The organism is Flavobacteriales bacterium (assembly GCA_026129465.1).
In the GTDB taxonomy this organism is placed as follows: Bacteria; Bacteroidota; Bacteroidia; order Flavobacteriales_F; family PHOS-HE28; genus PHOS-HE28.
The window spans coordinates 728,167-751,272 of record JAHCIA010000001.1; the positions used below are offsets into that span (position 1 = coordinate 728,167).

At 64.1% G+C, this 23,106-nt stretch carries 25 protein-coding genes; 16 read left to right on the top strand and 9 right to left on the bottom strand.

What is annotated here, in order from left to right; all coding sequences use genetic code 11:
* The first annotated feature begins 15 nt into the window (after positions 1–15).
* Positions 16–1,260 (top strand): DEAD/DEAH box helicase, encoded by a 1,245-nt coding sequence (locus tag KIT10_02975; GenBank protein MCW5898208.1) that lies wholly within the window; start codon positions 16–18, stop codon positions 1,258–1,260.
* On the opposite strand, the gene KIT10_02980 is transcribed toward KIT10_02975, so the two are convergent.
* From KIT10_02980 to KIT10_02990, 3 genes are all read right to left on the bottom strand, one after another.
* The gene (locus KIT10_02980) at positions 1,257–1,850 is read right to left on the bottom strand and encodes a peptidylprolyl isomerase (GenBank protein ID MCW5898209.1); all 594 of its coding nucleotides are present in this window, start codon (positions 1,848–1,850) and stop codon (positions 1,257–1,259) included. The two genes, KIT10_02975 and KIT10_02980, sit on opposite strands and share 4 nt — an antisense overlap.
* 182 nt (positions 1,851–2,032) lie before the next feature.
* Entirely contained in the window at positions 2,033–2,560 is a 528-nt protein-coding gene (locus KIT10_02985) for a hypothetical protein (GenBank protein ID MCW5898210.1), read from the bottom strand.
* 46 nt (positions 2,561–2,606) lie between these two features.
* On the bottom strand, positions 2,607–3,155 hold the full coding sequence (locus tag KIT10_02990; protein MCW5898211.1) for a 1-acyl-sn-glycerol-3-phosphate acyltransferase: 549 nt from the start codon (positions 3,153–3,155) through the stop codon (positions 2,607–2,609).
* Positions 3,156–3,237: 82 nt separating this feature from the next.
* Between KIT10_02990 and KIT10_02995 the strand changes: the two genes are divergently transcribed.
* Positions 3,238–3,795, top strand: a complete 558-nt coding sequence (locus KIT10_02995) for a 3'-5' exonuclease (GenBank protein ID MCW5898212.1) — start codon at positions 3,238–3,240, stop codon at positions 3,793–3,795.
* Positions 3,796–3,799: 4 nt separating this feature from the next.
* Here KIT10_02995 and KIT10_03000 read toward each other — a convergent pair whose 3' ends face one another.
* The 6 genes from KIT10_03000 to KIT10_03025 all read right to left on the bottom strand — a co-directional run bounded on the left by KIT10_03000 (position 3,800) and on the right by KIT10_03025 (position 7,689).
* Entirely contained in the window at positions 3,800–4,111 is a 312-nt protein-coding gene (locus tag KIT10_03000) for a hypothetical protein (GenBank protein ID MCW5898213.1), read from the bottom strand.
* Positions 4,089–4,685, bottom strand: a complete 597-nt coding sequence (gene coaE, locus KIT10_03005) for a dephospho-CoA kinase (protein ID MCW5898214.1) — start codon at positions 4,683–4,685, stop codon at positions 4,089–4,091. The genes KIT10_03000 and coaE overlap by 23 nt, the downstream gene beginning before the upstream one ends.
* 49 nt (positions 4,686–4,734) lie before the next feature.
* Positions 4,735–5,058, bottom strand: a complete 324-nt coding sequence (yajC, locus tag KIT10_03010; GenBank protein MCW5898215.1) for a preprotein translocase subunit YajC — start codon at positions 5,056–5,058, stop codon at positions 4,735–4,737.
* Between the two features lie 24 nt (positions 5,059–5,082).
* Entirely contained in the window at positions 5,083–5,550 is a 468-nt protein-coding gene (locus KIT10_03015; GenBank protein ID MCW5898216.1) for a DUF1573 domain-containing protein, read from the bottom strand.
* Positions 5,551–5,613: 63 nt separating this feature from the next.
* Positions 5,614–6,567, bottom strand: a complete 954-nt coding sequence (locus KIT10_03020) for a transcription antitermination protein NusB (GenBank protein ID MCW5898217.1) — start codon at positions 6,565–6,567, stop codon at positions 5,614–5,616.
* Positions 6,568–6,588: 21 nt separating this feature from the next.
* Entirely contained in the window at positions 6,589–7,689 is a 1,101-nt protein-coding gene (locus KIT10_03025; protein ID MCW5898218.1) for a Glu/Leu/Phe/Val dehydrogenase, read from the bottom strand.
* Between the two features lie 176 nt (positions 7,690–7,865).
* Here KIT10_03025 and KIT10_03030 point away from each other — a divergent pair, with 176 nt between their 5' ends.
* The 14 genes from KIT10_03030 (at position 7,866) to lepB (ending at position 23,094) form a co-directional block, all read left to right on the top strand.
* Positions 7,866–9,764 carry an ABC transporter ATP-binding protein gene (locus tag KIT10_03030; protein ID MCW5898219.1) on the top strand — a complete coding sequence of 633 codons (1,899 nt, stop codon included), beginning with the start codon at positions 7,866–7,868 and terminating at the stop codon, positions 9,762–9,764.
* A 74-nt stretch (positions 9,765–9,838) separates the two neighbouring features.
* Positions 9,839–10,195: a PUR family DNA/RNA-binding protein gene (locus tag KIT10_03035; protein MCW5898220.1), complete on the top strand. Its 357-nt coding sequence runs from the start codon at positions 9,839–9,841 to the stop codon at positions 10,193–10,195.
* Positions 10,196–10,419: 224 nt separating this feature from the next.
* Positions 10,420–11,097 (top strand): metal-dependent hydrolase, encoded by a 678-nt coding sequence (locus tag KIT10_03040; protein ID MCW5898221.1) that lies wholly within the window; start codon positions 10,420–10,422, stop codon positions 11,095–11,097.
* A gap of 99 nt (positions 11,098–11,196) precedes the next feature.
* Positions 11,197–12,012, top strand: coding sequence for a ParA family protein (locus KIT10_03045; protein MCW5898222.1), 816 nt, complete (start codon positions 11,197–11,199; stop codon positions 12,010–12,012).
* Positions 12,013–12,178: 166 nt separating this feature from the next.
* Positions 12,179–13,063: a ParB/RepB/Spo0J family partition protein gene (locus KIT10_03050; protein ID MCW5898223.1), complete on the top strand. Its 885-nt coding sequence runs from the start codon at positions 12,179–12,181 to the stop codon at positions 13,061–13,063.
* 102 nt (positions 13,064–13,165) lie between these two features.
* Positions 13,166–13,993 carry an alpha/beta hydrolase gene (locus tag KIT10_03055; protein MCW5898224.1) on the top strand — a complete coding sequence of 276 codons (828 nt, stop codon included), beginning with the start codon at positions 13,166–13,168 and terminating at the stop codon, positions 13,991–13,993.
* 126 nt (positions 13,994–14,119) lie between these two features.
* Entirely contained in the window at positions 14,120–14,539 is a 420-nt protein-coding gene (locus KIT10_03060; GenBank protein ID MCW5898225.1) for a hypothetical protein, read from the top strand.
* A gap of 90 nt (positions 14,540–14,629) precedes the next feature.
* A complete protein-coding gene (locus KIT10_03065) occupies positions 14,630–15,124 on the top strand; it encodes a hypothetical protein (protein ID MCW5898226.1) in 495 nt (164 codons plus the stop codon).
* A gap of 318 nt (positions 15,125–15,442) precedes the next feature.
* Positions 15,443–16,924 (top strand): T9SS type A sorting domain-containing protein, encoded by a 1,482-nt coding sequence (locus KIT10_03070; protein MCW5898227.1) that lies wholly within the window; start codon positions 15,443–15,445, stop codon positions 16,922–16,924.
* A 171-nt stretch (positions 16,925–17,095) separates the two neighbouring features.
* A complete protein-coding gene (locus tag KIT10_03075) occupies positions 17,096–18,628 on the top strand; it encodes a T9SS type A sorting domain-containing protein (protein MCW5898228.1) in 1,533 nt (510 codons plus the stop codon).
* Positions 18,629–18,733: 105 nt separating this feature from the next.
* The gene (locus tag KIT10_03080) at positions 18,734–19,369 is read left to right on the top strand and encodes a hypothetical protein (protein ID MCW5898229.1); all 636 of its coding nucleotides are present in this window, start codon (positions 18,734–18,736) and stop codon (positions 19,367–19,369) included.
* 335 nt (positions 19,370–19,704) lie between these two features.
* Positions 19,705–20,442, top strand: a complete 738-nt coding sequence (dapB, locus tag KIT10_03085) for a 4-hydroxy-tetrahydrodipicolinate reductase (protein ID MCW5898230.1) — start codon at positions 19,705–19,707, stop codon at positions 20,440–20,442.
* 675 nt (positions 20,443–21,117) lie between these two features.
* Complete coding sequence (locus tag KIT10_03090) at positions 21,118–22,059, top strand: S26 family signal peptidase (protein ID MCW5898231.1); 942 nt, start codon at positions 21,118–21,120, stop codon at positions 22,057–22,059.
* Positions 22,060–22,161: 102 nt separating this feature from the next.
* Positions 22,162–23,094 carry a signal peptidase I gene (gene lepB / locus KIT10_03095; GenBank protein ID MCW5898232.1) on the top strand — a complete coding sequence of 311 codons (933 nt, stop codon included), beginning with the start codon at positions 22,162–22,164 and terminating at the stop codon, positions 23,092–23,094.
* Positions 23,095–23,106 lie beyond the last annotated feature (12 nt).

Sequence of the window (23,106 nt, forward strand, 5' to 3'; positions counted from 1 at the left end):
CCCATTCCGTAGAACATGGATTTCAAGGACCTGGGTCTGAGTGAGGACCTCCTGCATGGATTGGATTCCATGCGCATCACAACACCCACCCCCATCCAGCAGCAGGCCATACCGGCGGCATTGGATGGCCGCGACCTGATCGCCTGCGCGCAGACCGGTACCGGCAAGACGGCAGCCTTCCTGCTGCCCCTGATCGATGTGATCACCGGCTATGCCCCGCATGAAGAAGGCAGCATCCGCGGATTGATCGTGGTGCCCACGCGCGAACTTGCCCTCCAGATCGATCAGCAGCTGCAGGCCATCGCCTACTTCACACCGATCACCTCCATCCCCCTTTACGGAGGTAGCGACGGCAGCACCTTCGACCAACAGAAGCAGGCCCTCACGGGGGGCGTGGAAGTGGTGGTGGCCACCCCCGGCAAGCTGCTCAGCCATCTGAACCTGGGCTATGTGCCCGTGAAGGGCCTGGAGTTCCTGATCCTCGATGAGGCCGACCGCATGATGGACATGGGCTTCGTGGACGACATCAACCGGATCATCACTTTCCTGCCGAAGGAGCGGCAGACGCTGATGTTCAGCGCCACCATGCCCCCGCCGATACGCGAACTGGCCAAGCGCATCCTGCACGACCCCGTGGAGATCTCCATCGCGCTGAGCAAGCCCGCGGAAGGTGTGGACCAACAGGCTTACGTGATCTTCGAGATGCAGAAGGCCGCCATCCTGGAGCACATCCTGCGCACCAACGAGGCCACCAGCATCGTGATCTTCGCCGGGCGCAAGATCGAAGTGAAGAACCTGGACCGCCACCTGCGCAAGAAAGGCTTCGACTGCCGGGCCATGCATAGCGACCTGGACCAGAGCGAGCGCGAGGCCGTGATGCTCGACTTCCGCAACCGCAAGCTGCGGATCCTGGTGGCCACCGATGTGGTGAGCCGCGGCATCGACATCGATGATATCGACCTGGTGATCAATTATGACGTGCCGCGCGACCCGGAGGATTACGTGCACCGTGTGGGCCGTACGGCGCGTGCCTCGCGCAAGGGTGCCGCCATAACCTTCGTCAACGAGAAGGAGATGCGCGAATTCGGCCGCATCGAGGCCCTCATCGGCTATGAGGTGAAGAAGATGCCGATGCCCGACAGCATGGGCCGCGGACCGGCCTACGACCCCAAGGCGCGCGTGGCCCGCGATGGTGGAAAACGCGACGGCCACCGCCGGGGTGGCGGTGGCCGTGGTCGTTCCGCGGCGCGCGCGCGTTAGCGGGCCTTGAACTTGTCCTTGTTCGCGTCCAGCACCTTCATGGCGTCCCACGCCTTGGCATCCTTGCCGATGCGCTCGATGGTGACCTTCTCCATGCGCACGTCCTGGTTCGGGCGATCGGCCTGGCCACGGGGCACGGCGGCTATGGCGTCCACCACGTCCTGGCCCTTCACCACATAGCCGAACACGGCGTGGCGGCCATCCAGGTGAGGCGTGGGGCCATTGGTGATGAAAAGCTGACTGCCATTGGTGCTGGGGCCTGCGTTGGCCATGCTCAAGGTGCCCGCCCGGTCATGCTTGAGTTCCGGATGTATCTCGTCGCTGAAGGCGTAGCCCGGCCCCCCGCGTCCGGTGCCCGTGGGGTCGCCACACTGGATCATGAATCCGGGTATCACGCGGTGGAAGATGATGCCATCGTAGTAGGGCGTTCCATCGGGCTTGGCGCTGTTCTTCATCTTGCCTTCGGCCAGGGCCACGAAATTGGCCACCGTCATCGGGGCGCGCTGGTACTCCAGTTTGATGCGGATGTCGCCCTTGCCGGTCTTGATCGTGGCGTAAAGGCCATCCTCGGGGTTCTGTGCTTCGGTCATGCTGCGTGTCTCGGGGTTTGGTGGGGCCGTCTCGGCCACTACGTTGTTCTGGTTTCCGGCTCCGGCGCCACAGGCGGCGAAGACGAGGCCCGCGAGGGCCATGAGGCTGCTGATCGGCATGTTGCTGTACATGTGTTGGTAGCTGTTCGGGAGCGCGAAGTTAGCCGCGCCATTGGAGCCGCTCAGTCCATGAGGAACTCCTCGATCTTGTCCAGTTTGTCGTGCTTGAAGGCGCCTTCCGTGCGGTACACCACGCGGCCCTGCCCATCCAGCACGAAGAAGTAGGGCGTGCCCTTGTCGGCCATGCCGAAGGCGTCCTTCAGCGGGGCCACATCACCCTTGCTGAAAAGCACATGCTTCACGATCTCCGGGTGTGCACTCTTGCGGAATTTCTTCAGGGTGGGCTCATAGGCCGCCTTGTTCAGTCCGGTGAATAGGGGCACGAACCACACATCCACTTCATAGCTGCCCGCGAAAAGCCCGTGCTTGGCCACGAAGCGCAGATAGGCCGGCTCGTACCAACTCTCAAGATGCTGTTGGGCCTGCTGTCCGTAGGCGATGCCGATCACGGTCATGCGCCCGGACGTGGTTCGCGGCAGTTCCACGTTGAGTCCATCGGCCGTCTCGCCTTCGAGCTTCGGGAATACCGGGCCCTGGGCGAAGAGTCCACCAGTGGAAAGCAGTGCGATGATGATGGCGAATGCGCGCATGTTGATGTGTCGGGGGCGGCGTCGCGACGAGCGAAGTCCGTGCCGATCAGCGGACCCCATCCTCCGGGTTGCGGCCCTTGTGCGGTCGGAACCAGTCCTTCATCCGCTCGATATCGGCCTCGGGATCGGCGGTGAGTTGGAAGGGCGCGGTGAGGATCACCAACTTCTTCGGATAATCGAATGTACCGAGGATGATGGGCACCTGGGCGCGGGTGGCCATGTGGTGGAACCCGGTCTTCCAGTGCGGTTGATAACGGCGCGTACCCTCGGGGGTGATGGCGATCTTGTCGATCTCGCCACGATCGAACATGGCCACCACGGCGTCCACCAGGTTGTTGTGCTTGCTCCGGTCCACAGGGTAGCCGCCGAGCCAGCGGAACAGCCAGCCGAAAGGCGGCTTGAAGAGCGACTGTTTGGCCAGGTACTTCACATCGCCCATGCGGGCCAGCTTGCGCACGAACAAACCCACGATGAAGTCCCAGTTGCTGGTGTGGGGCGCCACCACCACGATGTAGCGTGGCAGATGGGCCGGGCGCTCGTCCTGGATGCGCCAGCCCCAGAGGGTGTGGAAGACGAAACGGTACAGGGCGCTCATCCCATGGTGCGGCAGCGTTGCGCAAGTTAGCCGGGTATCGGATGCGGGCAACCCTCATCCATTGGCCACGTATGAAGCCGCCATGGATCAGGGTGGCTTCGTGGTGCTGGATGTGGAGACCACCAGCGGGGACCCCACCGCCGGCCGTGTTCTGGAGGTGGCCGTGGTGGATGGCGGTGGACAACACGACGCCTGGTGCACCCTGGTGCGGCCCCGGACGGAGATCCCGCCCTTCATCGCGCGCCTCACGGGCATCCGGCAGCACATGTTGCACGATGCGCCGCTCTTCCACGAGGTGGCTCCAACGCTCATCGAGCGCTGCCGGGACCGGATCCTGGTGGCGCACAACGTGCGCTACGACATGACGGCGTTGGGCCACGAGTTCGCGCGCTGCGGACTGGTGTTCGAACTGCCCACCCTGTGCACCGAGAAGCTCGCGCGCCACTATTTCACCGGTCTTCAACACTACAACCTGGGGAGCTTGTGCCGCTTCTTCGGCATACCGTACGCTGCGCGCCACCGCGCCCTGCCCGATGCCGTGGCCACGCACGCCTTGCTGGCCCGCATGGCGGATGTCCATGGGCTGGATCGGTTGCTGCGGCACGTGGTGCCCGCGCGTCCCGCCGCGATGCGCGCTTGACAAGCTACTTTCCGGGCAGGATGGGCAGGATGCCGCGCATCCACAGGATCCAGACCACCACGGACAACAGCAGGCCGATCACTGCCAGCCGCAGCCCCCACAGGCCGCGCAGCACCGTGGCAGGCCGGTAACGTTCCGGCTGACGGCGGACCAGCGCGCGTCCTGCGATCCCCAGCACGATCCCCCAAAGCGCCAGCACCACCGCCAGCGAGACCAGGTGCCGGGCAAAAGCCAGTGGAAGGCTCAACGCGCCGAAGAGGAGCGTTGCCACATGGAATGGCAGGCTCCGCTGCTCAGGCGCCTCCGGCAGCGGCATGTTCCAACGCTTCATGTACGGCCAGCACCTGCGGGATCACCAGTTGCCGGTCGTCGTTCTCGATCACTTCGTGGGCCACCCTTTCCCTTTCCGCATCACCGGCCTGTCTGGCCATGCGGGCGCGCACCTCCTCCTCTCCCACTCGGTCACGCCGCATCACCCGCTGGATACGCAGCGCTTCGGGGGCCTTGACCAGTATGATACGGTCGAAGGCCCGGTGTCCGCCCGTTTCGGTGAGGATCGCCGCCTCCATCATCACGTAGGGTGCCCGCTGCTCCTCGGCCCACGCACGAAAAGTGGCGCGCACGGCGGGATGCACGATCGCGTTCAGGTCCGCCAAGGCCCTGGCATCCTGGAACACGATCGCCGCAAGGGCCTTGCGGTCCAGGGACCCACCGGCATAGAGCGCCTGCCCGAACCGGGCCTTCACGGCCTCCCGCACGGGACCTTGTTCATCCAGGTGGCGGCGGCCCGCGGCGTCGGCCTCGAAGACGGGAACGCCCAGCACGGCGAACACGCGCGCCACGGTGCTCTTGCCACTGCCGATGCCACCGGTGAGACCCACCTTGAACATGGCCCGAAGGTGCGCACTGCGCGGGAAGCCATCAAGCCCCGCGCCTGGATCAGGACTTGGCGGCAGGCTGCTCGGCGAGTTGGGCGTTGCCATCGGGCGAGATGGCGCTCTTCTCGAAACGCAGCTTCACGTTGCTGTCCACCTCCACCAGCACGGTGGTCTCGGCCACTTCCACCACCTTGCCGTGGATCCCGCCGATGGTGACCACCTTGGCGCCCTTCTGCAGCGCCTCGCGGAACTTGCGTGCCTCCTTGGCCTTCTTCTGCTGGGGCCGGATCATGAAGAAGTAGAAGACCACCATCAAAAGGCCCATCATCACCCAGAAGTTCATGGGGCTTTGTTCCTGGGCCTGCAGCACGATCAAGTTCGGGATCATCGTCGTCGGGGTTGCTTGTTCTTACTCCACGGGTTCCACACCGCTGGGCCCCACCACCTCACCGCCGAGGGTGAGCACGGTGCTGGGCGGGCTGGTGTTGGCCACCACGGTCACGGTCTTGTCCTGTCGTCCGGTGCGGCCTTCGCTGTCGAAACTCACTTCGATCGAGGCCTTCTCGCCGGGTTTGATGGGCTGGCGTGGCCAGTCCTTGCTCACCGTGCAGCCACAACTGCCGCGCACATCGGTTATCACCAGGGCGCTGCGGCCCGTATTGGTGAAGGTGTACCGATCGGTGAATTGTGTGCCCTGCACGATGGTGCCCATATCGATGTGCGTGCGGTCGAAACGCATCACCGGATGGTCCTTCGTATCGGCCTTCTCATAGCCCGAGGCCGGGAAGCGGATATCGTCCGGCGTGATATCGCGCTCGCTGTGGTCGGTGATCCAGCAGGACGGCAGGAAAAGCATCATCGCCACCAGCAAGGTCATGGGCACATGGGCGCATGGGCACAGGCGCACGAAACGGAATATGGAGCGCTTGCCGACCATGCTTCAACTCTCCAGCAGGCCCCTGCCCACCTTGCGGATGCGGCCGTCGGCCTTCAGTTCCACGAACAGCTTGTCCAGCACGCCATTGATGAAGCCCTTGCTCTTGGGCGTGCTGTAAGCCTTGGCGATCTCGATGTATTCGTTGAGGGTGACCTTCACCGGGATCTCTTCGAAGACGCGGGCCTCGGTGAGGGCCATTTTCATCAGGATCATGTCGCTCATGGCGATACGGTCCGAGTCCCAGTTGCTGGCACGCGCGGCGATGGCCTCCTCGTGCTCTGGACCCTGTGCGATGGTGCGCTGCAGGAGCGTGCGTGCGAAGGCGTACTCCTCGTCCGGCGCACGCTCCAACTCACTCCATTCGATCGTGGTGCGCGAACCACCCTCCCGCATGCCTTCGATGATGCGCTTCACCATGGTGGCGGCCAGGTCAAGCTCCTCCATCCAGTGGATGCTGCGGCCCTCGAAGACGTCCTGCAGGGCCTCGTTGTTGGCGATGTGCTCGGTGAAGAGGTGCGACACGAAGGCCTGCCGTTGTTTGAAGGTGGGCTCCTCGCCCGCCATGTAGGCGATGTAGCGCTCGTCGGCCATCACGGCGCGCATCATCTGGCCGAAGATCTCCTGGTGGCCCACCCATGACACGCGGCGGCGCGCGGCCTCCGTGGTGAGCCTGTCGCTATCGGCGATGGCGCGTAGCAGCGGTTCCTCCACCAGGCGCATGTTGGGGGCCAGGTCCTCCTGGGTGGGCAGGTGCTTCTTGCGGCGCTCTTCCATGCGCAGTTGCACCACATGGCGCAGTTCGCCGAAGGCCAGCAACAAGGCCAGGAAGAGATCGTAGGTGCGTTCAATGCCGGCGATCATCTCCTTCTCGAGGCGTGCGGGGCTGGCCTCATCGCTCTGCCAATAGGCGTAGAGCGTCTGGAACACCTTGATGCGGAGGTAGCGGCGGTTGAGCATGTCCGGGGCGCGGGCGCAAGATCAGAAGCGTATGCCGGCGGCGCGCACGCTGCGGATGCGGTCCTCTGCGGCCTGGTTGGCGGCGAGGTAGGTGGGTATACCCTGGTCGGCGCTGGCTTTGAGGATGCCCAGCATGGTGGCGTAGATGGCCTCGGTCTGGCCCAGGGCCGCCTTGCGGTTGTAACCCTTGCGCTCCCATGCACAGTTGATGATGCCACCGGCGTTCACCAGGAAGTCCGGCGCGTACAGGATGCCTTTCTCCATCACCGCGCGGCCATGCGTCTCCTCGCTGGCGAGTTGGTTGTTGGCCGCGCCGCAGATCACGCTGCACTTCAGGCGCTTCAAGGTGTCGTCGTTCACTGTGGCGCCCAGCGCGCAGGGCGAGTAGATGTCCACGTCCAGATCATAGATCGCGTCGGGGGCCACCAGCTCAATGGCGGGGAACTCCGCCTTGATGGCCTCCAGCTTCTCCGGATGGATGTCCGTAAGGAAGACCTTGGCGCCGTCCTTCACCAGGTGGCCCACCAGGTAGCGGCCCACGTTGCCGGCCCCCTGCACGCTCACCTTGCGTCCCTTGAGGTCGTCACTGCCATAGGCCGACTTCGCCGCGGCCTTCATGCCTACGTACACGCCATAGGCCGTGACCGGACTGGGGTCACCGCTGCCACCCATTTCCTCGGGCAGGCCGGCCACATTGGTGGTCTCCTTGCGGATATTCACCATCTCGGTGGTGCTCATGCCCACGTCCTCTGCGGTGATGTAACGGCCATTGAGGCTGTCCACGAATTGACCGAAGCGGCGGAACATGGCTTCGGTCTTCTGGGTGCGCGCATCGCCGATGATCACCGCCTTGCCGCCACCGAGGTCCAGACCCGCCAGGGCGCTCTTGTAGGTCATACCACGGCTCAAGCGCAGCACGTCGTGCAGGGCTTCGGCCTCATTGGCGTAAGGCCACATGCGGGTGCCGCCCAGCGCGGGGCCGAGGGTGGTATCGTGGATGGCGATGATGGCGCGCAGGCCGGTGGGGCGGTCGTAACAGAAGAGCACTTCCTCATGGTCGTGCTGTTCCATGCTTTCAAGGACCTGGCGCCGCGTTTCGGTGAGGGTGGCGGTGTTGGACATGTGGGTCTGTGCTTGGGCTTTTCGGGATCACCTCTTCACCTGGCCGTGGCCTGCTTCCGGGGTGTTCCGGCGGTGTGCCACGATCGCTGCTCCGAGGGTGTGGGACCTACCTTTGGGCGCTTTCCAGCGGCGCTTCCGTGCAGGTGGCGCAAAAGTAGCAAGTTCCCTTCCGCCGCATGCGACCGCTTCTGAAGCTCAATCCCTACTTCGCGCGCTACCGCGGCCGCATCCTGCTCGGGGTGCTCTTCATCGCCCTCAGCAATCTCTTCGCGGTGTACTCCCCGCAGGTCATGCGCGAGGCCATCGACCTCATCGCCGAGGCCATCGCCCAGGTGGAACGCCCCGTGGACGAGCGCGCGCTGGCCACACCACCGATGCTCGATCTGTGGCTGGGCTGGACCGGCCTGGACCTGCGCGCCATGATCGGCGACCTGGCCACCGAAGATTCCGTGCGTGGCACCGTGGTGCGCCTGGCCGGACTGCTCGCGCTGCTCTTCCTGGTCTTCGCCCTGCTGAAGGGCTTCTTCATGTTCCTGATGCGGCAGACGATCATCGTGGTGAGCCGCCTGATCGAATACGACCTGAAGAACGAGGTCTATGCCCACTACCAGCAACTGGACCGCGCCTTCTACAAGCGCAACAGCACGGGCGACCTGATGAACCGGATCAGCGAGGACGTGGGACAGGTGCGCATGTACCTCGGCCCCGCCGTGATGTACACCATCAACCTGGTGGTGCTCTTCGTGATGTGCATCGGCTTCATGTTGCACGTGAACACCGAACTCACGTTGTGGACCTTGGCCCCGCTGCCCGTGATGAGCCTGGTGATCTACCGCGTCAGCGACACCATCAACCGGCGCAGCATGGCCGTGCAGCAGCAGCAGAGCCGCATCAGCACCATGGCGCAGGAGAGTTTCAGTGGCATACGCGTGCTGAAGACCCATGCCAAGGAGGCCATGGCCGTGGACCGCTTCCGCGACGCGGCGGCCGAGTACCGGCGGCGCAGCCTGGCGCAGGCCCGGGTGGATGCGCTCTTCATGCCGTCCATCATGCTGCTCATCGGCCTCAGCACCGTGCTCACCATCTTCATCGGCGGCATGAAGCTCATCTCCGGCGATCCCACGATATCGGTGGGCAACATCGCCGAGTTCGTCATCTACGTGAACATGCTCACCTGGCCTTTCGCTTCGCTGGGCTGGGTCACTTCGCTGGTTCAGCAGGCATCCGCCAGCATGACGCGCATCAACGAGTTCCTCGACACACCGCCGGGCATCAAGGCTGAATCGGACGACCTGCGCGACATCCGCGGGGCCATCACCTTCCGCGACGTTTCCTTCACCTACCCCGACACTGGCATCGAAGCCTTGCGCAGCGTGTCATTCCACGTGCCAGCGGGTGGTACACTGGCCATTGTGGGGCATACCGGAGCGGGCAAGAGCACCGTGGCCGACCTCATCGCGCGGCAGTACGACGCCAGCGCCGGCGAGGTGCTCATCGATGGGGTGCCCATACGCCGCATCGCCCTGCACCGCCTGCGCAGCGCACTGGGCTTCGTGCCGCAGGACGTCTTCCTCTTCAGCGACAGCATCCGCAACAACATAGCCTTCAGCGCCGACCCCGGCCCGGATGTGGACCGCCAGGTGCGCGAGGCGGCGCGTGCCGCGCAGGTGCACCACAACATCGAGGGATTCCCCCACGGCTACGACACGCAACTGGGCGAGCGTGGCATCACCCTCAGCGGCGGGCAGAAGCAGCGCGTGAGCATCGCCCGGGCCATCCTGGGCAAGCCGCGCATCCTGCTGTTCGACGACGCGCTAAGCGCCGTGGATACCGCCACCGAAGAAGCCATCCTGCGTGAATTGCGCGCCGTGATGCAGGGGCGCACCACCATCATCATCAGCCACCGCATCAGTGCCGTGCGCGACGCGGACCACATTCTTGTGATGGACCACGGCCGCGTGGCCGAGGAAGGCACCCACGAGCAGCTTGTGACGCGTGGCGGCATCTACGCCGGCATGCACGCCGAACAGTTGCTGGAAGCCGCCCGCGAAGGCGTGGCCGGGGACGGGGCGTGAGCGCCGGGCTTGCCCGATCGGCCCTTCCGTCTATATTTGGATGGTTCCCATGGGGCGATGCCCCGGCTGGTGCGATGAGCGACGACCGCGAGGACATCTATTCCAAGGCCGTAAGGGCCGGCAAGCGCACGTACTTCTTCGATGTGAAGAGCACGCGTGGCCGCGACCTCTACCTCACCATCACCGAGAGCAAGAAGCACACGTCTTCCGACGGCTCGGCGCACTACGACAAGCACAAGATCTTCCTCTACAAGGAGGATTTCGACAAGTTCCTCGATGGCCTGCACGACGCCTTCGGCGAGATCGAGCGCCTGAAGGCCTCCGGCGAATTCGTGCATCAGCCCCGCGAGCGGCAACCTGAACAGGACGAGCCGCCCAGCACCCCCTTCACGGACGTGAACTTCGAGGACCTGGACAGGAAGGATATCTGAATACGGGTGCGAGGGTGCGGTTGTGGATTGTTGCGGGCTTGTGTAGCGTGAGGAGTGGCCCCATGCGGTCAGGTATTTCGCGCGCGCCCTCGTGCCCTTGATTCCCTCTCGATAAGCTTGTTCAAAACTCGCCCGGTTATCAACAGGTCGAAGGGCATCGGGTATCGGTTCTTTGTTCCGGCAAAGCGTTGACCCAACGGAACCGCCCGGCGAACCGAACGACCATGACCCTCACCTACTACGGCCACTCCTGCGTGGGCGTGCGCACCGCCGGCAGGGACCTGCTCTTCGACCCCTTTGTGAGCGCCAACCCGCTGGCCAAACACCTTGATCCGGCTTCCATCCCTGCCGATGTGGTGCTCCTCACCCACGGCCATGTGGACCATGTGCTCGACGCGGAGGCCATCCTGAAGCGCACCGGTGCCACGCTGCTGAGCAACTTCGAGATCGTTACGTGGTACGGCAAGAAGGGCATCGAGAACGGCACCGGCATGAACATCGGTGGCGGCACCGCCGTCGGCGACCTCCGTGTGCGCATGACCATCGCCCACCACAGCAGTGAACTGCCCGACGGCAGCTACGGCGGCAACCCCGGCGGTTTTGTGGTGCAGGGCCCGGAAGGGGCTTTCCACCATGCGGGCGACACGGCTTTGACGCTGGACATGCAACTGCTCAAGCGCTTCGACCTGAAGTTCGCCTGCCTGCCCATCGGCGACGTCTTCACCATGGGCGTGGACGATGCCGTGGAAGCCGCCAAGCTGATGGGCGTGAAGCAGGTGGTGGGCATCCACTACGACAGCTTTCCGCCCATCGTCATCGACAAGCCAAAAGCCCAGGCCACTTTTCACAAGGCCGGCATCACCCTGCACCTGCCCGCCATCGGCGAAAGCATTTCCCTGTAACGGACCACGCTGCTCCTTTCTACCAAGCGCCACAAGAACACCAACGATCCCATCGACCTTCAGGGTCGGCTTCACCAGGTATCAAAGCACCAAGCTCCCATGGCCAAGATCATCTCCATTGTGAACCAGAAAGGCGGCGTGGGCAAGACCACCACCGCCATCAACCTCGCCGCCAGCCTGGGCGTGCTGGAGCGCCGCACCCTGCTGGTGGACGCCGACCCGCAGGCCAACGCCACCAGCGGCACCGGCTTCGACCCCCGGCAGGTCAAGGCCAGCATCTACGAGTGCATCATCAACGACACGCCGGCCAGCGAGGTGATCGTGGGCACCGACAACCCCAATCTGGACCTGCTGCCGGGACACATCGACCTGGTGGGCGCCGAGATCGAGATGATCGACATGCCCGAGCGCGAGCAGCAGATGAAGCGCGTGCTGGAGCCGCTGCGTGACCAGTACGATTTCATCATCATCGACTGTTCGCCTTCGTTGGGCCTGGTGACGGTGAACAGCCTCACCTGCGCCGACAGCGTGATCGTGCCCGTGCAGTGCGAATATTTCGCGCTGGAGGGCCTGGGCAAACTGCTCAACACCATCAAGATCGTGCAGCAGCGCCTCAACCCCGAGTTGAACATCGAGGGCATGCTGCTCACCATGTACGACAGCCGCCTGCGCCTGGCCAACCAGGTGGTGGAGGAGGTGAAGACCCACTTCCAGCAATTGGTGTTCGACACGGTGATACACCGCAACGTGGCTTTGGGCGAGGCTCCGAGCCACGGCCACACCATCATCATGCACGACGCCAGCAGCAAGGGCGCCGTCAACTACCTCAACCTGGCGCGGGAGATCCTGCAGAAGAACAGCCTCACGCGGATCCCCGACAGCGAACGCACCATCCCCATCGAGGAAGCGGAGTGAATGCGAGCCGGGAATGGACCCGCCTACTGGCAGGCAGGTGTGCATGAACGTGAATGGAAGCCTACCTCACATGGCACTTGGGTATTGATGCAACTGACATTGACGTTCATTGCCGTTCATTGATGTCCGTGCGCGGTAAGATCGAACGGTGGAACACCACAACACCATGAAGAAGAAAGGATTGGGACGCGGACTGAGCGCCCTGCTGGACGACCCGGCCAGCGACATCACCTCCACGGCGCGGCCGGTGGGCGAAGCGGCGGCACCGCGCACGGCGGGCAGCATCAGCGCGCTGCTCATCGCGCACATCGAGCCCAACCCCTTCCAGCCGCGCGCGCACTTCAGCGAGGAAGCCCTGTCGGAACTGGCCCAGAGTATCCGTGAGCTGGGCGTCATCCAGCCCGTGACGGTGCGTAAGGTGGGCTACGACCGCTACCAGCTCATCAGCGGAGAACGCCGCTTCCGCGCCGCGCAACTGGCCGGCCTGGGCGAACTGCCCGCCTACATCCGCATCGCGAACGACGAGGCCATGCTGGAGATGGCCCTGGTGGAGAACATCCAGCGCGAGGAACTCGACGCCATCGAGGTGGCCATCAGCTTCCAGCGCCTCATCGAGGAGGTGAAGCTCACCCAGGAGCAACTCAGCGAAAAGGTGGGCAAGGACCGAAGCACCGTCACCAACTACCTGCGCTTGCTGAAGCTGCCGGCGGAGATCCAGTTGGGGCTGCGCCAGCGCACCATCGGCATGGGCCACGCCCGCGCGCTCATCGCCATCGCGGACCCCATCCGCCAGGTGGAGCTCTACCACCGCATCGTGGAGAGCCAGTTGAGTGTGCGCCAGGTGGAGGAACTGGCCCGCCAGAGCGCCACCGCCAAGGGCCACCGCACGCCCGCCTTCGCCCCGCGCGCCAACAAGGAACTGGCCCGCCGCATCTCGGACCGCGTGGGCAGCAAGGTGAATGTGAAGCAAAGCCCCCAAGGCCGGGGCAAGATCGAGATCACCTTCAAGAACGAGGAGGAACTGAAACGGCTGGTGGAGTTGCTGGGGTGAGCCAAGCCCGATCGCCAAGACCACGGCCATAATGCAGCTGTTCGTCACACGTGGCGGAACCACATGCCCGTGGCGTGCGACCTTCGCGTTCCACCGAACGCCATGGTCCGTCTCCTTGCCATGCTCTGCCTGGCATCCACTGCCACACCGATCGCCGCTCAGCGCGCCTCGCCGCCCGGCCCCTTCACCCTCGGCATTACCGAGACCTTCCATTCCGTCATGCTGGGTGAGGACCGCATGCTCAACATCCACCTGCCACCCGGCTATGCGGCGGACACCGTAGCGAACTACCCGGTGATCTACCTGCTCGATGGTGGCGCCGATGAGGACTTCATACACGTTTGCGGCGCCCTGCAGTTCGCCAGCTTCGAGTGGATCCAGTGGATGCCGCCCAGCATCGTGGTGGGCATCGTCAACACCGACCGCCGGCGCGACCTCACCCACCCCACCCGTATCGTGGAGGACCAGGAGAGGTTCCCTTCTTCTGGCGGCTCCGCGGCCTTCCAGCGGTGCCTCAGCGAGGAACTCATTCCCTTCGTGGAGGCCCATTACCGCGCTCGCGGGCCACGCACCCTCATCGGACAAAGCTTCGCGGCGCTCTTCGCCGCGGAGGTCCTTCTGCGCGCACCGCAGCTCTTCCAGCACTACCTGATCGTAAGCCCCAGCCTTTGGTGGGACAACGGTTCGTTGCTGGAACTGCCCTTGGATAGTCTGTTGGCGCCCGGTAACGCCCCCGCCACCCTTTATGTGGCCGTGGGCCGGGAAGGGCGCACCATGGTGAAGGGCGCCCAACGGCTGGCCGCCCGGGCAAAGAAGAGCCGCAGGACACGCGTGGGCTATAGCCGGATGCCCAATCATGCCCATGCCAATATCCTGCACCAGGCCGTGTTGGATGGCTTCCGGTGGAGAAGCGGGCAGAGGATCCGATGAACATCCATGTTCATGCACGGACTCTTGGACCATCCGAAAACCGCATCACCGCCCCCTTAGCTTTGTACCCGGTTCCGGCTCCACGCTGAGCGATCATCGCCGCGCGATAGCACAACCAAGCACCACATGACGCTGGCATCCACCGCCGCACGCAACGGAATGGGCGACTTCCATCCGGCCCCACGGGCCGTGCGGGGCGCCTTGCTGCTGCTGGCGGTGCTCTATGGTCTTGCCGCAGGGACGGGCGCACGTGCTGAAGCCACCACCGCTTCCCTGGAGAACCACGGTTCCATGGCCGTGTCGTGGGCCTTCGGTCATGCGGGGCCGCACCTCCAGGCTCCGGCACCGGCATGGGGCGTGGTCAACCCCACCAGCGCAGCTCCGTCCACCAGCGCCAAGGACCGGACCACCGGCTTCGCGGCGATCGCCCAGGTTCACGGCCGCTCATCGCGGACCGCATTGGCGCGCACCGCCAGCACAACGCGCAGCGTGCCCCTGGCGCTCCGGCGTTTCCAACTCCTCTTCCCCTTCCACATCTTCTGGTGATCCCGCCGAAAGGCCCTTGCCCCTGCGGTGACGGCCGGGCTGCGCCATGCGCGGCCCACGGACATTCCACGGATCGATCACCAACAACACTTGAAGATGAAAATGGATGGAGCGACCATCGTGGTCGGCATCATCGTGCTGGCCATGTTGACATTGCCCTTTGTGCTGGACACGATCAGGCGAAGGAAGAAAGCATCACACCTGCTCCACGCCCTGCGGAGCCTGGCGCTGCAACAACAGTGCAAGGTGGACCAGCATGCCGTGGTAGGCGATATGGCGCTGGGTATGGACAAGACCAGGAATATCCTGTTCTACTTCAGCGATCTGGAGGAGCCCCCCGCAGCCCAGCGCGTTGACCTGGCCGAGATCCGGGCCTGCCAGGCGGTGAAGGAGAAAGCTGGCAAGAGGAGCGCGGACGCCACCGCACTTCCGGACCGCGTGGAACTCGCCCTGCTGCCCAAGGCCAAAGGCGGCAGCGAAACGCGGCTGGTGCTGTTCCAAGCCACCTTGGGCGTGGCCGTGAACGGCGAAGTGCGCATCGCCGAGGAATGGGCCAAGCTGATCAATGATCGCTTGGTGAACTGACCTGCCATTGGAGAACGCCCCGTGGAAAGGCCATGGGGCGGTTCTCCGGCCGCAATGGATCGTGGTCATTGCCGTGAAGGGCCGGTCGCGTTGAAAGCTCAACGCTTCATCGCCTCGCGATAGCAAGTTTTCCATATGGGGTTCAGTTCGAGAGCAGACACTGCTCCCCCAACCATCCATCCCTTTCCCCTTTCCTGTGGACAACTCGCCCTTCCCTTGCGGGGCGGCCCTGACCAGGGGGCCTATACTTGTTCTACACCCACAAACCCTACGCTGATGAGAATATCACTACTCGCCTTATGCGCATCGATCCCTTTCATGGCCTCCGCACAGGACGGCCAGCTGGATCCCACCTTCGCCGACAACGCCGGCTACGCGCTGGTGAACCCCTCGGAGTTCGACAGTGAGTTCATGACCGAGATCGCCGTGCTGCCCAACGGCAAGATCCTGCTGGGCGGCAACATGGGCACGCCGGCCAACAACCAATTGATCGTGGTGCGGTTGATGCCCGATGGCACGCGCGACAACAGCTTCGGCACCGATGGCGTGGCGGTGATCAACCTTTCGCCCGGCGCCACCGAATGGCTTACCGGCATGGTGCCCCAGGGCGACAAGATCATTCTGGGCGGCCACACGAACAACCTGGGCACGAACGACTTCTTCGTGATGCGGCTGAACGCCAACGGCGAGGTGGACGTGACCTTCGGCGGGCTGGGCGCCACCATTGTGGACGTGGGCACCGGCACGCAGGACATTTCCCACACCCTGCGCATGGACCCCGGCGGCAAGCTGCTGGTGGGCGGTTCGGCGGAGGACCCCAACGGCCCTAACGGTGCGGACCTGGCCGTGGTGCGCTTCACAGCCGATGGCCAGTTGGACCCCAGCTTCAATGGCACGGGCAGGTTGATCTGGCCCGTGGTGAACAACGAGGACAAGGTGAAGGACATCGTCTTCGGCGCCCAGCAGCGCACCTACCTGGTGGGCGAGGCGATCTCCAGCGGCCAGCGCCGCATCGTGATCGGCGCGTTGAACAACGACGGCACCAAGTACTTCGATTACGGCGGCAACATGACGGGCCGAACCATTCTGCCCATCCACGCCAGCGCCAACGCCATTGTGAACCGCGCGCTGATGGAGGGTACCGGCAACATCATGGTGGTGGGCGGCGCCATCAACAACGGCATACGTGGTTTCATGGCCCAGGTGGACCCCCTGGGCGCCTACACCAGCTTCGATGCCGACGGTGTGATCATCTTCGGGATCGACAGCGAGGCGTACGACATCATGAAGGTGCAGGACGGCTACCTGGTGTGCGGTACCATCGTGGAGGCCTTCCTGAACACCTTCGTGGTGCGTGTGAGTGAGGAGGCCGAAGCCGTGACGACCTTCGGCGATGAAGGCGTATTCATTGAGGATGTGGCCTTCCTGGAAAACGACGCGGTATACGGCATCGCTGCCCAGGGCACCGGGCACGCGGTAGTAGTGGGCAGCGCCGAGACCGCCGGCCCAACAGGCATCTATGGCTTCGCCTACCGCATCACCGTCGATGGCATCCTCATCGGTGTGGAGGAGAACGAAATGCCGCGGTTCAGCGTGTACCCCAACCCCACCGATGGTCTGTTGCATCTGCCCGGCGAGCTTCCCGTGAACGCTTTGGTGGAAGTGGTGGACCTGCGCGGCACCGTGGTGATGACCGCCAACCTGGACGGCAACCGCCAGCTGGATGTCCGCGGATTGGCATCGGGGCTATACACCCTGGTGGTGGACCGTGCGATGAGCGCGCGCTTCGTGCGGCAGTGAGATGGGGAGATCCCCCTACTCAGAAACGCAGGCCCTGCATCCGGATCGGAATGGTGCGGATGGCAACATGCCCGCTCGGATCCCGTATCGGTGGACCATCTGCGGCCACACGGCGGAGCGCGTTCGCCTTGGTCGCGTATTCCTGTTCCTACACCCACAAACCCTACGCTGATGAGAAAAGAATTGCTCACCCTATGCGCTCTGCTTCCCTGGGCGGCCCATGCGCAGGACGGCCAGGTGGACCCCACCTTCGCCGACAACGCGGTATATGCCTTGGTGAACCACACCGAGTTCGACGACGATTGGATGAAGGAGATCGTGGTGCTGCCCGACGGCCGGATCCTGCTGGGCGGCAACATGGGCACCTGGACGGAGAACAAGATGATCATTGTGCGCCTGCTGCCCGATGGCACGCGCGACAGCAGCTTCGGCACCGATGGAGTGGCCCTGGTGGACCTTTCGCCTGGCAATACCGAGGCCCTCAAGGGCATGGTGCCCCAAGGCGACAAGCTCATCCTGGGCGGCCAGACCAACAACTTCGGCACGAACGACTTCTTCGTGATGCGCCTGAACGCCGACGGCTCGGTGGATGAAAGCTTCGGGGGGGTGGGTGTGACCATCGTGGACGTGGGCAACGGCACGGAGGACATCGTGCATTCGGTGCGCATGGACAGCAACGGCAAGGTGCTCCTCGGCGGTTCGGCCGAAGACCCCGACGGACCCAATGGGGTGGACCTCGCCGTGGTACGCTTCACGGCCGACGGCCATTTGGACCCCACCTTCAATGGCACGGGCAAGTTGATCTGGCCCGTGGTGAACAACGAGGACAAGGTGAAGGACATCGTGTTCGGCGCCCAGCAGCGCATCTACCTGGTGGGCGAGGCGATGAGTTCCGGACTGCGCCGCATCGTGATCGGTGCGCTGAACAATGACGGCACCAAGTACCTGGAGTATGGCGGCAACATGACGGGTCGCACCATTCTGCCTGTGCAGCAGAACGTGCATGGCTATGTGGACCGCGCCCTGATGGACAGCAACGGCAACATCATGGTGGTCGGCAACGCCTTCCTGAGCTTCACGCGGGGCATGATGGCCCAGGTGGATCCCATGGGCGCCTATACCTCCTTCAATGACAGTGGCGTACTCCTGTTCGGCGTGAAGAGCCAGCTGCACGACATCCTGAAGGTGCAGGGCGGCTATCTGGTCTGCGGCTACTATTTCGATGACGACAAGAGCTTCCAGAGCTCCATGGTGGCGCGCATCAGTGAAGCTGCCCAACCGGTGCCCAGCTTTGCCGACGACGGCATGCTGGTGGAGAACGTGAACGTGCTGGGCAATGACGGCTGCGCCGCCTTCGCCGCCCAGGGCACCGGGCATGTGGTGGTGGTGGGCATGGGCTTCGTACCCGGGCCCAATGGCTTCTACGGCTTCGCCTTCCGCATCACCGTGGATGGCATCCTCACCGGTTCGGAGGAGCATGAACTCCCGCGTTTCCGCGTGTACCCCAACCCCACCGATGGCCTGCTGCAACTGCCCGGCGAGCTGCCCTTGAACGCGTTGGTGGAAGTGGTGGACCTGCGCGGCGCCGTGGTGATGACGGCGAAGCTCGACGGCACACGACAGTTGGATGTGCGCCGATTGGCATCGGGCCTCTACACCCTGGTGGTGGATCGTTCGATGAGCGCGCGCTTCGTGCGGAACTGAGGAAGGGAGAAGCGCACACGGAGGCACGAAGGGCTCTCAGCCCCGGCCTCCGTGTGGCTTTTCGCACTGGTCAACACCTCCCCCATTCCTGCCGACCTTTGTCCGATGCCTATCGGTACCAAGCGCCCGCTGCTGATCTCCCTGGCCCTGTTGCACGGCGTGGCATCCGTGGCGCAGACCGACAGTACCGCCACCGAAGCGATCGAGGAAGCACCGGTGATCATCACAGGCGGTGTGCCCGAAGCCGTGGGCCACGTGTCCACGAACCAACAGGACACGCTGGACTGGCGGCAGCGCCACAGCGCCCACAAGGCCAGCCTCTACAGTGCGGTGCTGCCCGGCGCGGGGCAGATCTACAACCGCAAATACTGGAAGGCGCCCATCGTGTGGGCCGGGTTGGGCACCTGCGTGTGGTTCATCAACGACAACACCGGTCAGTACAAGTACTATCGGCGCGAATACCTGGCGATGGTGGACAACGACCCTGATACGGTGAGCGAGTTCGAGGGCGAATTCGCTCCGGAGGCCGTGCGCGACGTGATGGACACCTACCGCCGCTGGCGCGACCTGAGCTACATCGCCTTCGGGCTGGTGTACATGCTCAACATCGTGGACGCCTCGGTGGACGCCCATTTCGTGCGCTTCGATGTGGGGCCCCACCTTTCGCTCCGGCTGGGGCCGTCCATGCCGGTGGCCGCACAGGGCGGGATGGGCATCGGCATGGCGCTGACGCTGCGGTAGATCCGCGCGTGGAAGCCTTCAACCGGGAATGGACCCGCCGGCCGGCAGGCGGGCCTGCATGAACGAGAATGCCTGACCGGTCCGAATACTGAAGGGTCATCGCATCGGGACCACCCTCTGATCGCTGTGCGTTTCCCTTGCGGCCGCCGGCGGGAAGTCCCATTCACGTTCATTCCCGGCCGTGCACGGCATAGCCCGTGGACCGCGACAGGAAGTTTCCAGGTCAAGCCTTGGAAGCCGCCCATACCACTTCACATTCCTTCACAAGCGGTCCGGTTAACTTCGGCGCCTCACATGGCGCCACCATCCAACATCCGACCGGCCCAACTTTCAACATGAGGATCGCGCTCTACGGCTACGGTAAAATGGGCAGGGCCATCGAGGCGGCCGCCGCCGCGCGTGGGCATGAGGTGGTGCTGCGCGTGGACAGCGCCAACGCCGGCACAGCGCCCACCGACGCCGAGGTGGCCATCGAGTTCAGCGCGCCGGAGCAGGCCGTGGCCAACATGCGGCTGTGCCTGGCGCATGGCGTGCCTGTGGTGGTGGGCACCACCGGCTGGTACGACCAGCTCAATGCCGTGCGCGCGCTGGTGCAGGAACACCGGGGCACGCTGCTCTGGGCCAGCAACTTCAGCATCGGCGTGAATCTCTTCTTCCGCGTGAACCGCCAACTGGCCGCACTTATGGAACGGCAGCCAACCTATGCCGTCCACATCGACGAGGTCCACCACACCCACAAGAAGGACGCGCCCAGCGGCACGGCCATCACCCTGGCGCGCGACATCGACCTGCGCGTGAAACGCTGCGACGGTTGGGCGCTTGTCCATGGCACCGGTCACCGCGAGCGAAGCGATGCGCCCATGCCATCGCCCATCCCGATCAACAGCGAACGCACCGGTGAAGTGCCCGGCAAGCACAGCGTCACCTGGGCCGGACCCGACGACCGCATCACCATCACCCACGAAGCTTTCGGCCGCACAGGCTTCGCCACCGGCGCCGTGCATGCGGCCGAGTGGCTGCAAGGGCGCCAGGGCCTCTTCACCATGGACGATGTGCTCGATGTGGATGGATGACCCCCGATCTCCAACCCTTCAACCCTTCCTGCCGGCAGGCAGGTTCCCAACTCTCAACCTCCCACCACCTTGCTCCCCTACATCATCCTCATCGCCTACTTCATCGTGCTGCTGGCCAGCCTGTGGAAACTGTTCCAGAAGGCGGGCCAGCCGGCCTGGGCTGGCTTCGTGCCGGGTTGGAACATCCTCGTTTGGCTGAAGATCAGCGGCAAGCCCTGGTGGTGGATCATCCTCTTCCTGGTGCCCGGCGTCAACCTGCTCATGTTCATCATCATGAACGTGAACATCAGCATCACGCTCGGTGTGCGCTCCTTCAAGGAACACCTGGTGATGACCTTCCTCCCCTGGTGGAAGGTGCCCGCCACGGTCTTCGCCGAGGCGAACAAGTACGTGGGGCCTATCCCCGCAGAGAAACGCAAGCGCGGGCTGCTGGGCCAATGGGGTGATGCCATCCTCTTCGCCGTGATCGTGGCCACGGTGTTCCGCACGTACACCTTCGAGGCTTTCACCATACCCACGCCCTCCATGGAGAAGAGCCTGCTGGTGGGCGACTACCTCTTCGTGAGCAAGCTGAGCTACGGCCCGCGCATGCCCATGACGCCGATGACCTTCCCCTTCACGCACCACACCATGCCCTTCTCAGCCAGCCAGCCCTCCTTCGTGGACTGGTTCAGCATGAAGTACCGTCGCCTGCCGGGTTTCGGCACACCGCAGCGTGGCGATGCCGTGGTGTTCAACTTCCCCGAAGGCGATACCGTGGTGGCTAATTTCCAGAACCAGAGCTACTACCAGTTGGTGCGCGACCACGGCCGGGCGAAGATCCACGACCCGAACCACCGCATGCTGAACATGGTGGAGGGACGCGTTCGGCAGGTGCCCACGGGCGGCATCCTGGTGCGGCCGCTGGACAAGCGCGAGAACTACATCAAGCGCTGCGTGGCCATCGCCGGTGACACGCTGGAGGTGCGAGATGGGCTGGTGCATGTGAATGGCGCTGCCAGCGCGCTGCCTGAAGGCGGCCAGCTGGCCTGGACCTTCCGTCTGAGCGAGCCTTTCAGCGAACGACGATTGAAGGAGCAGTTCGACATCAGCCCGGACGACATCACGCGTCTGCCCGACGGCACGGTGCAGATCCCCCTCACCGAAGCCGCCGCGGAACGCCTGCGCACCTTCAACAACGTGGTGGAGATGACGCGACAGAACAACCCACGGGGCAAGGCTAGCGACTACCACAAGCTGCCGTATTTCCCCAACCACCCGGACTACGACTGGACCGAGGACAACTTCGGCCCCATTTGGATACCGAAAAAGGGCGCGACCATCCAACTGACGCTGGACAACCTGCCCTTGTACGAGCGCGCCATACGCGTGTATGAGCACAACGCCTTGCACGTGAAGGACGGCGCGATCCTCATCAACGGCCAGCCAGCCACCAGCTACACCTTCCAACAGGACTACTTCTGGCTGATGGGCGACAACCGCCACCGGTCGCAGGACAGCCGCTTCTGGGGCTTTGTGCCACACGACCACGTGGTGGGCAAGGCGGTGCTGGTGTGGTTCACCAAGGATCCCTATACGGGTGTGAGGTGGAAGCGCTTGTTCACGCGGGTGAGGTAGGTGGTTGTCGGTTGACAGTTGCTCGTTGGCAGCGGGTGGCATGTGGCACTGACAACCGACAACCAGGAAATTCCCACTGTCAACCACCACCCTATCCCCATCTTGCGCTTCCTGATCGCACACTGGCATTCCCTGAACGAATGGCTCCGCGCCTTCCTGCTGGCCTTGCTGCTGCTGGTGTGCGTCCATCTTTTCGTGCTGCGCTGGGTGGTGGTGGAAAGCACCAGCATGTACGCCACCCTGCTGCCGGGCGATCTGGTGATGGTGGAACGCTGGCCGGTATGGACGGGCCTCGAACGTGGCGACGTGGTGGTCTTCCGCGATCCGTTGAAGGACCGCTTGCCCATGCGCAAGCGACCGCTGGTGGTGAAGCGCATCATCGGCATGCCTGGCGACACGGTGGAGCTGCGGCGCGGACGCGTGCTCGTGAACGGCCAGGCCATGGCACCACCGCCACGCGCCACACAGGCCCATGTGCTTCGGCTGCGCGAAGGACACGAGGCCGGGGACGTGATGCACTGGCTGGGACTGCCCATGTCCATGGTGCAACCCGGCCGACGCATCGTGGAGCTGCCGCTCAACGACACGCTCGTGGAGCATCTGTTGCGTCGCGATGACGTGATGCTCGCCGAGGCCATGGGACCGGCCACTGGTGCGCCGCGCCACATCTTTCCGTTCAGCCAACGCTACCGCTGGAACAGCGACGACTACGGCCCGATCCGCGTTCCCGCGCATGGCGACACCCTGCGCATCAATGTGGACAACCTGCCGCTCTATGATCGCATCATGAGCATCTACGAGGGGCACACCCTCGGCGTGGACAGGAACGAGTTGCTCATCGATGGCGCGCCACTGGAGCGTTACGTGGTGGAACAGGACCACTACTTCGTGCTGGGCGACAGCCGCCACCACAGTGCCGATTCACGCTACTGGGGTTTCCTGCCGCACGACCACCTTGTGGGGCGCGCGGGCCTGGTGCTGTGGGGCAAAGGCGGCGATGGGCCATGGAGCGGCCGCCGGACGCGCAGGCCGTGACCGGTAACTTCG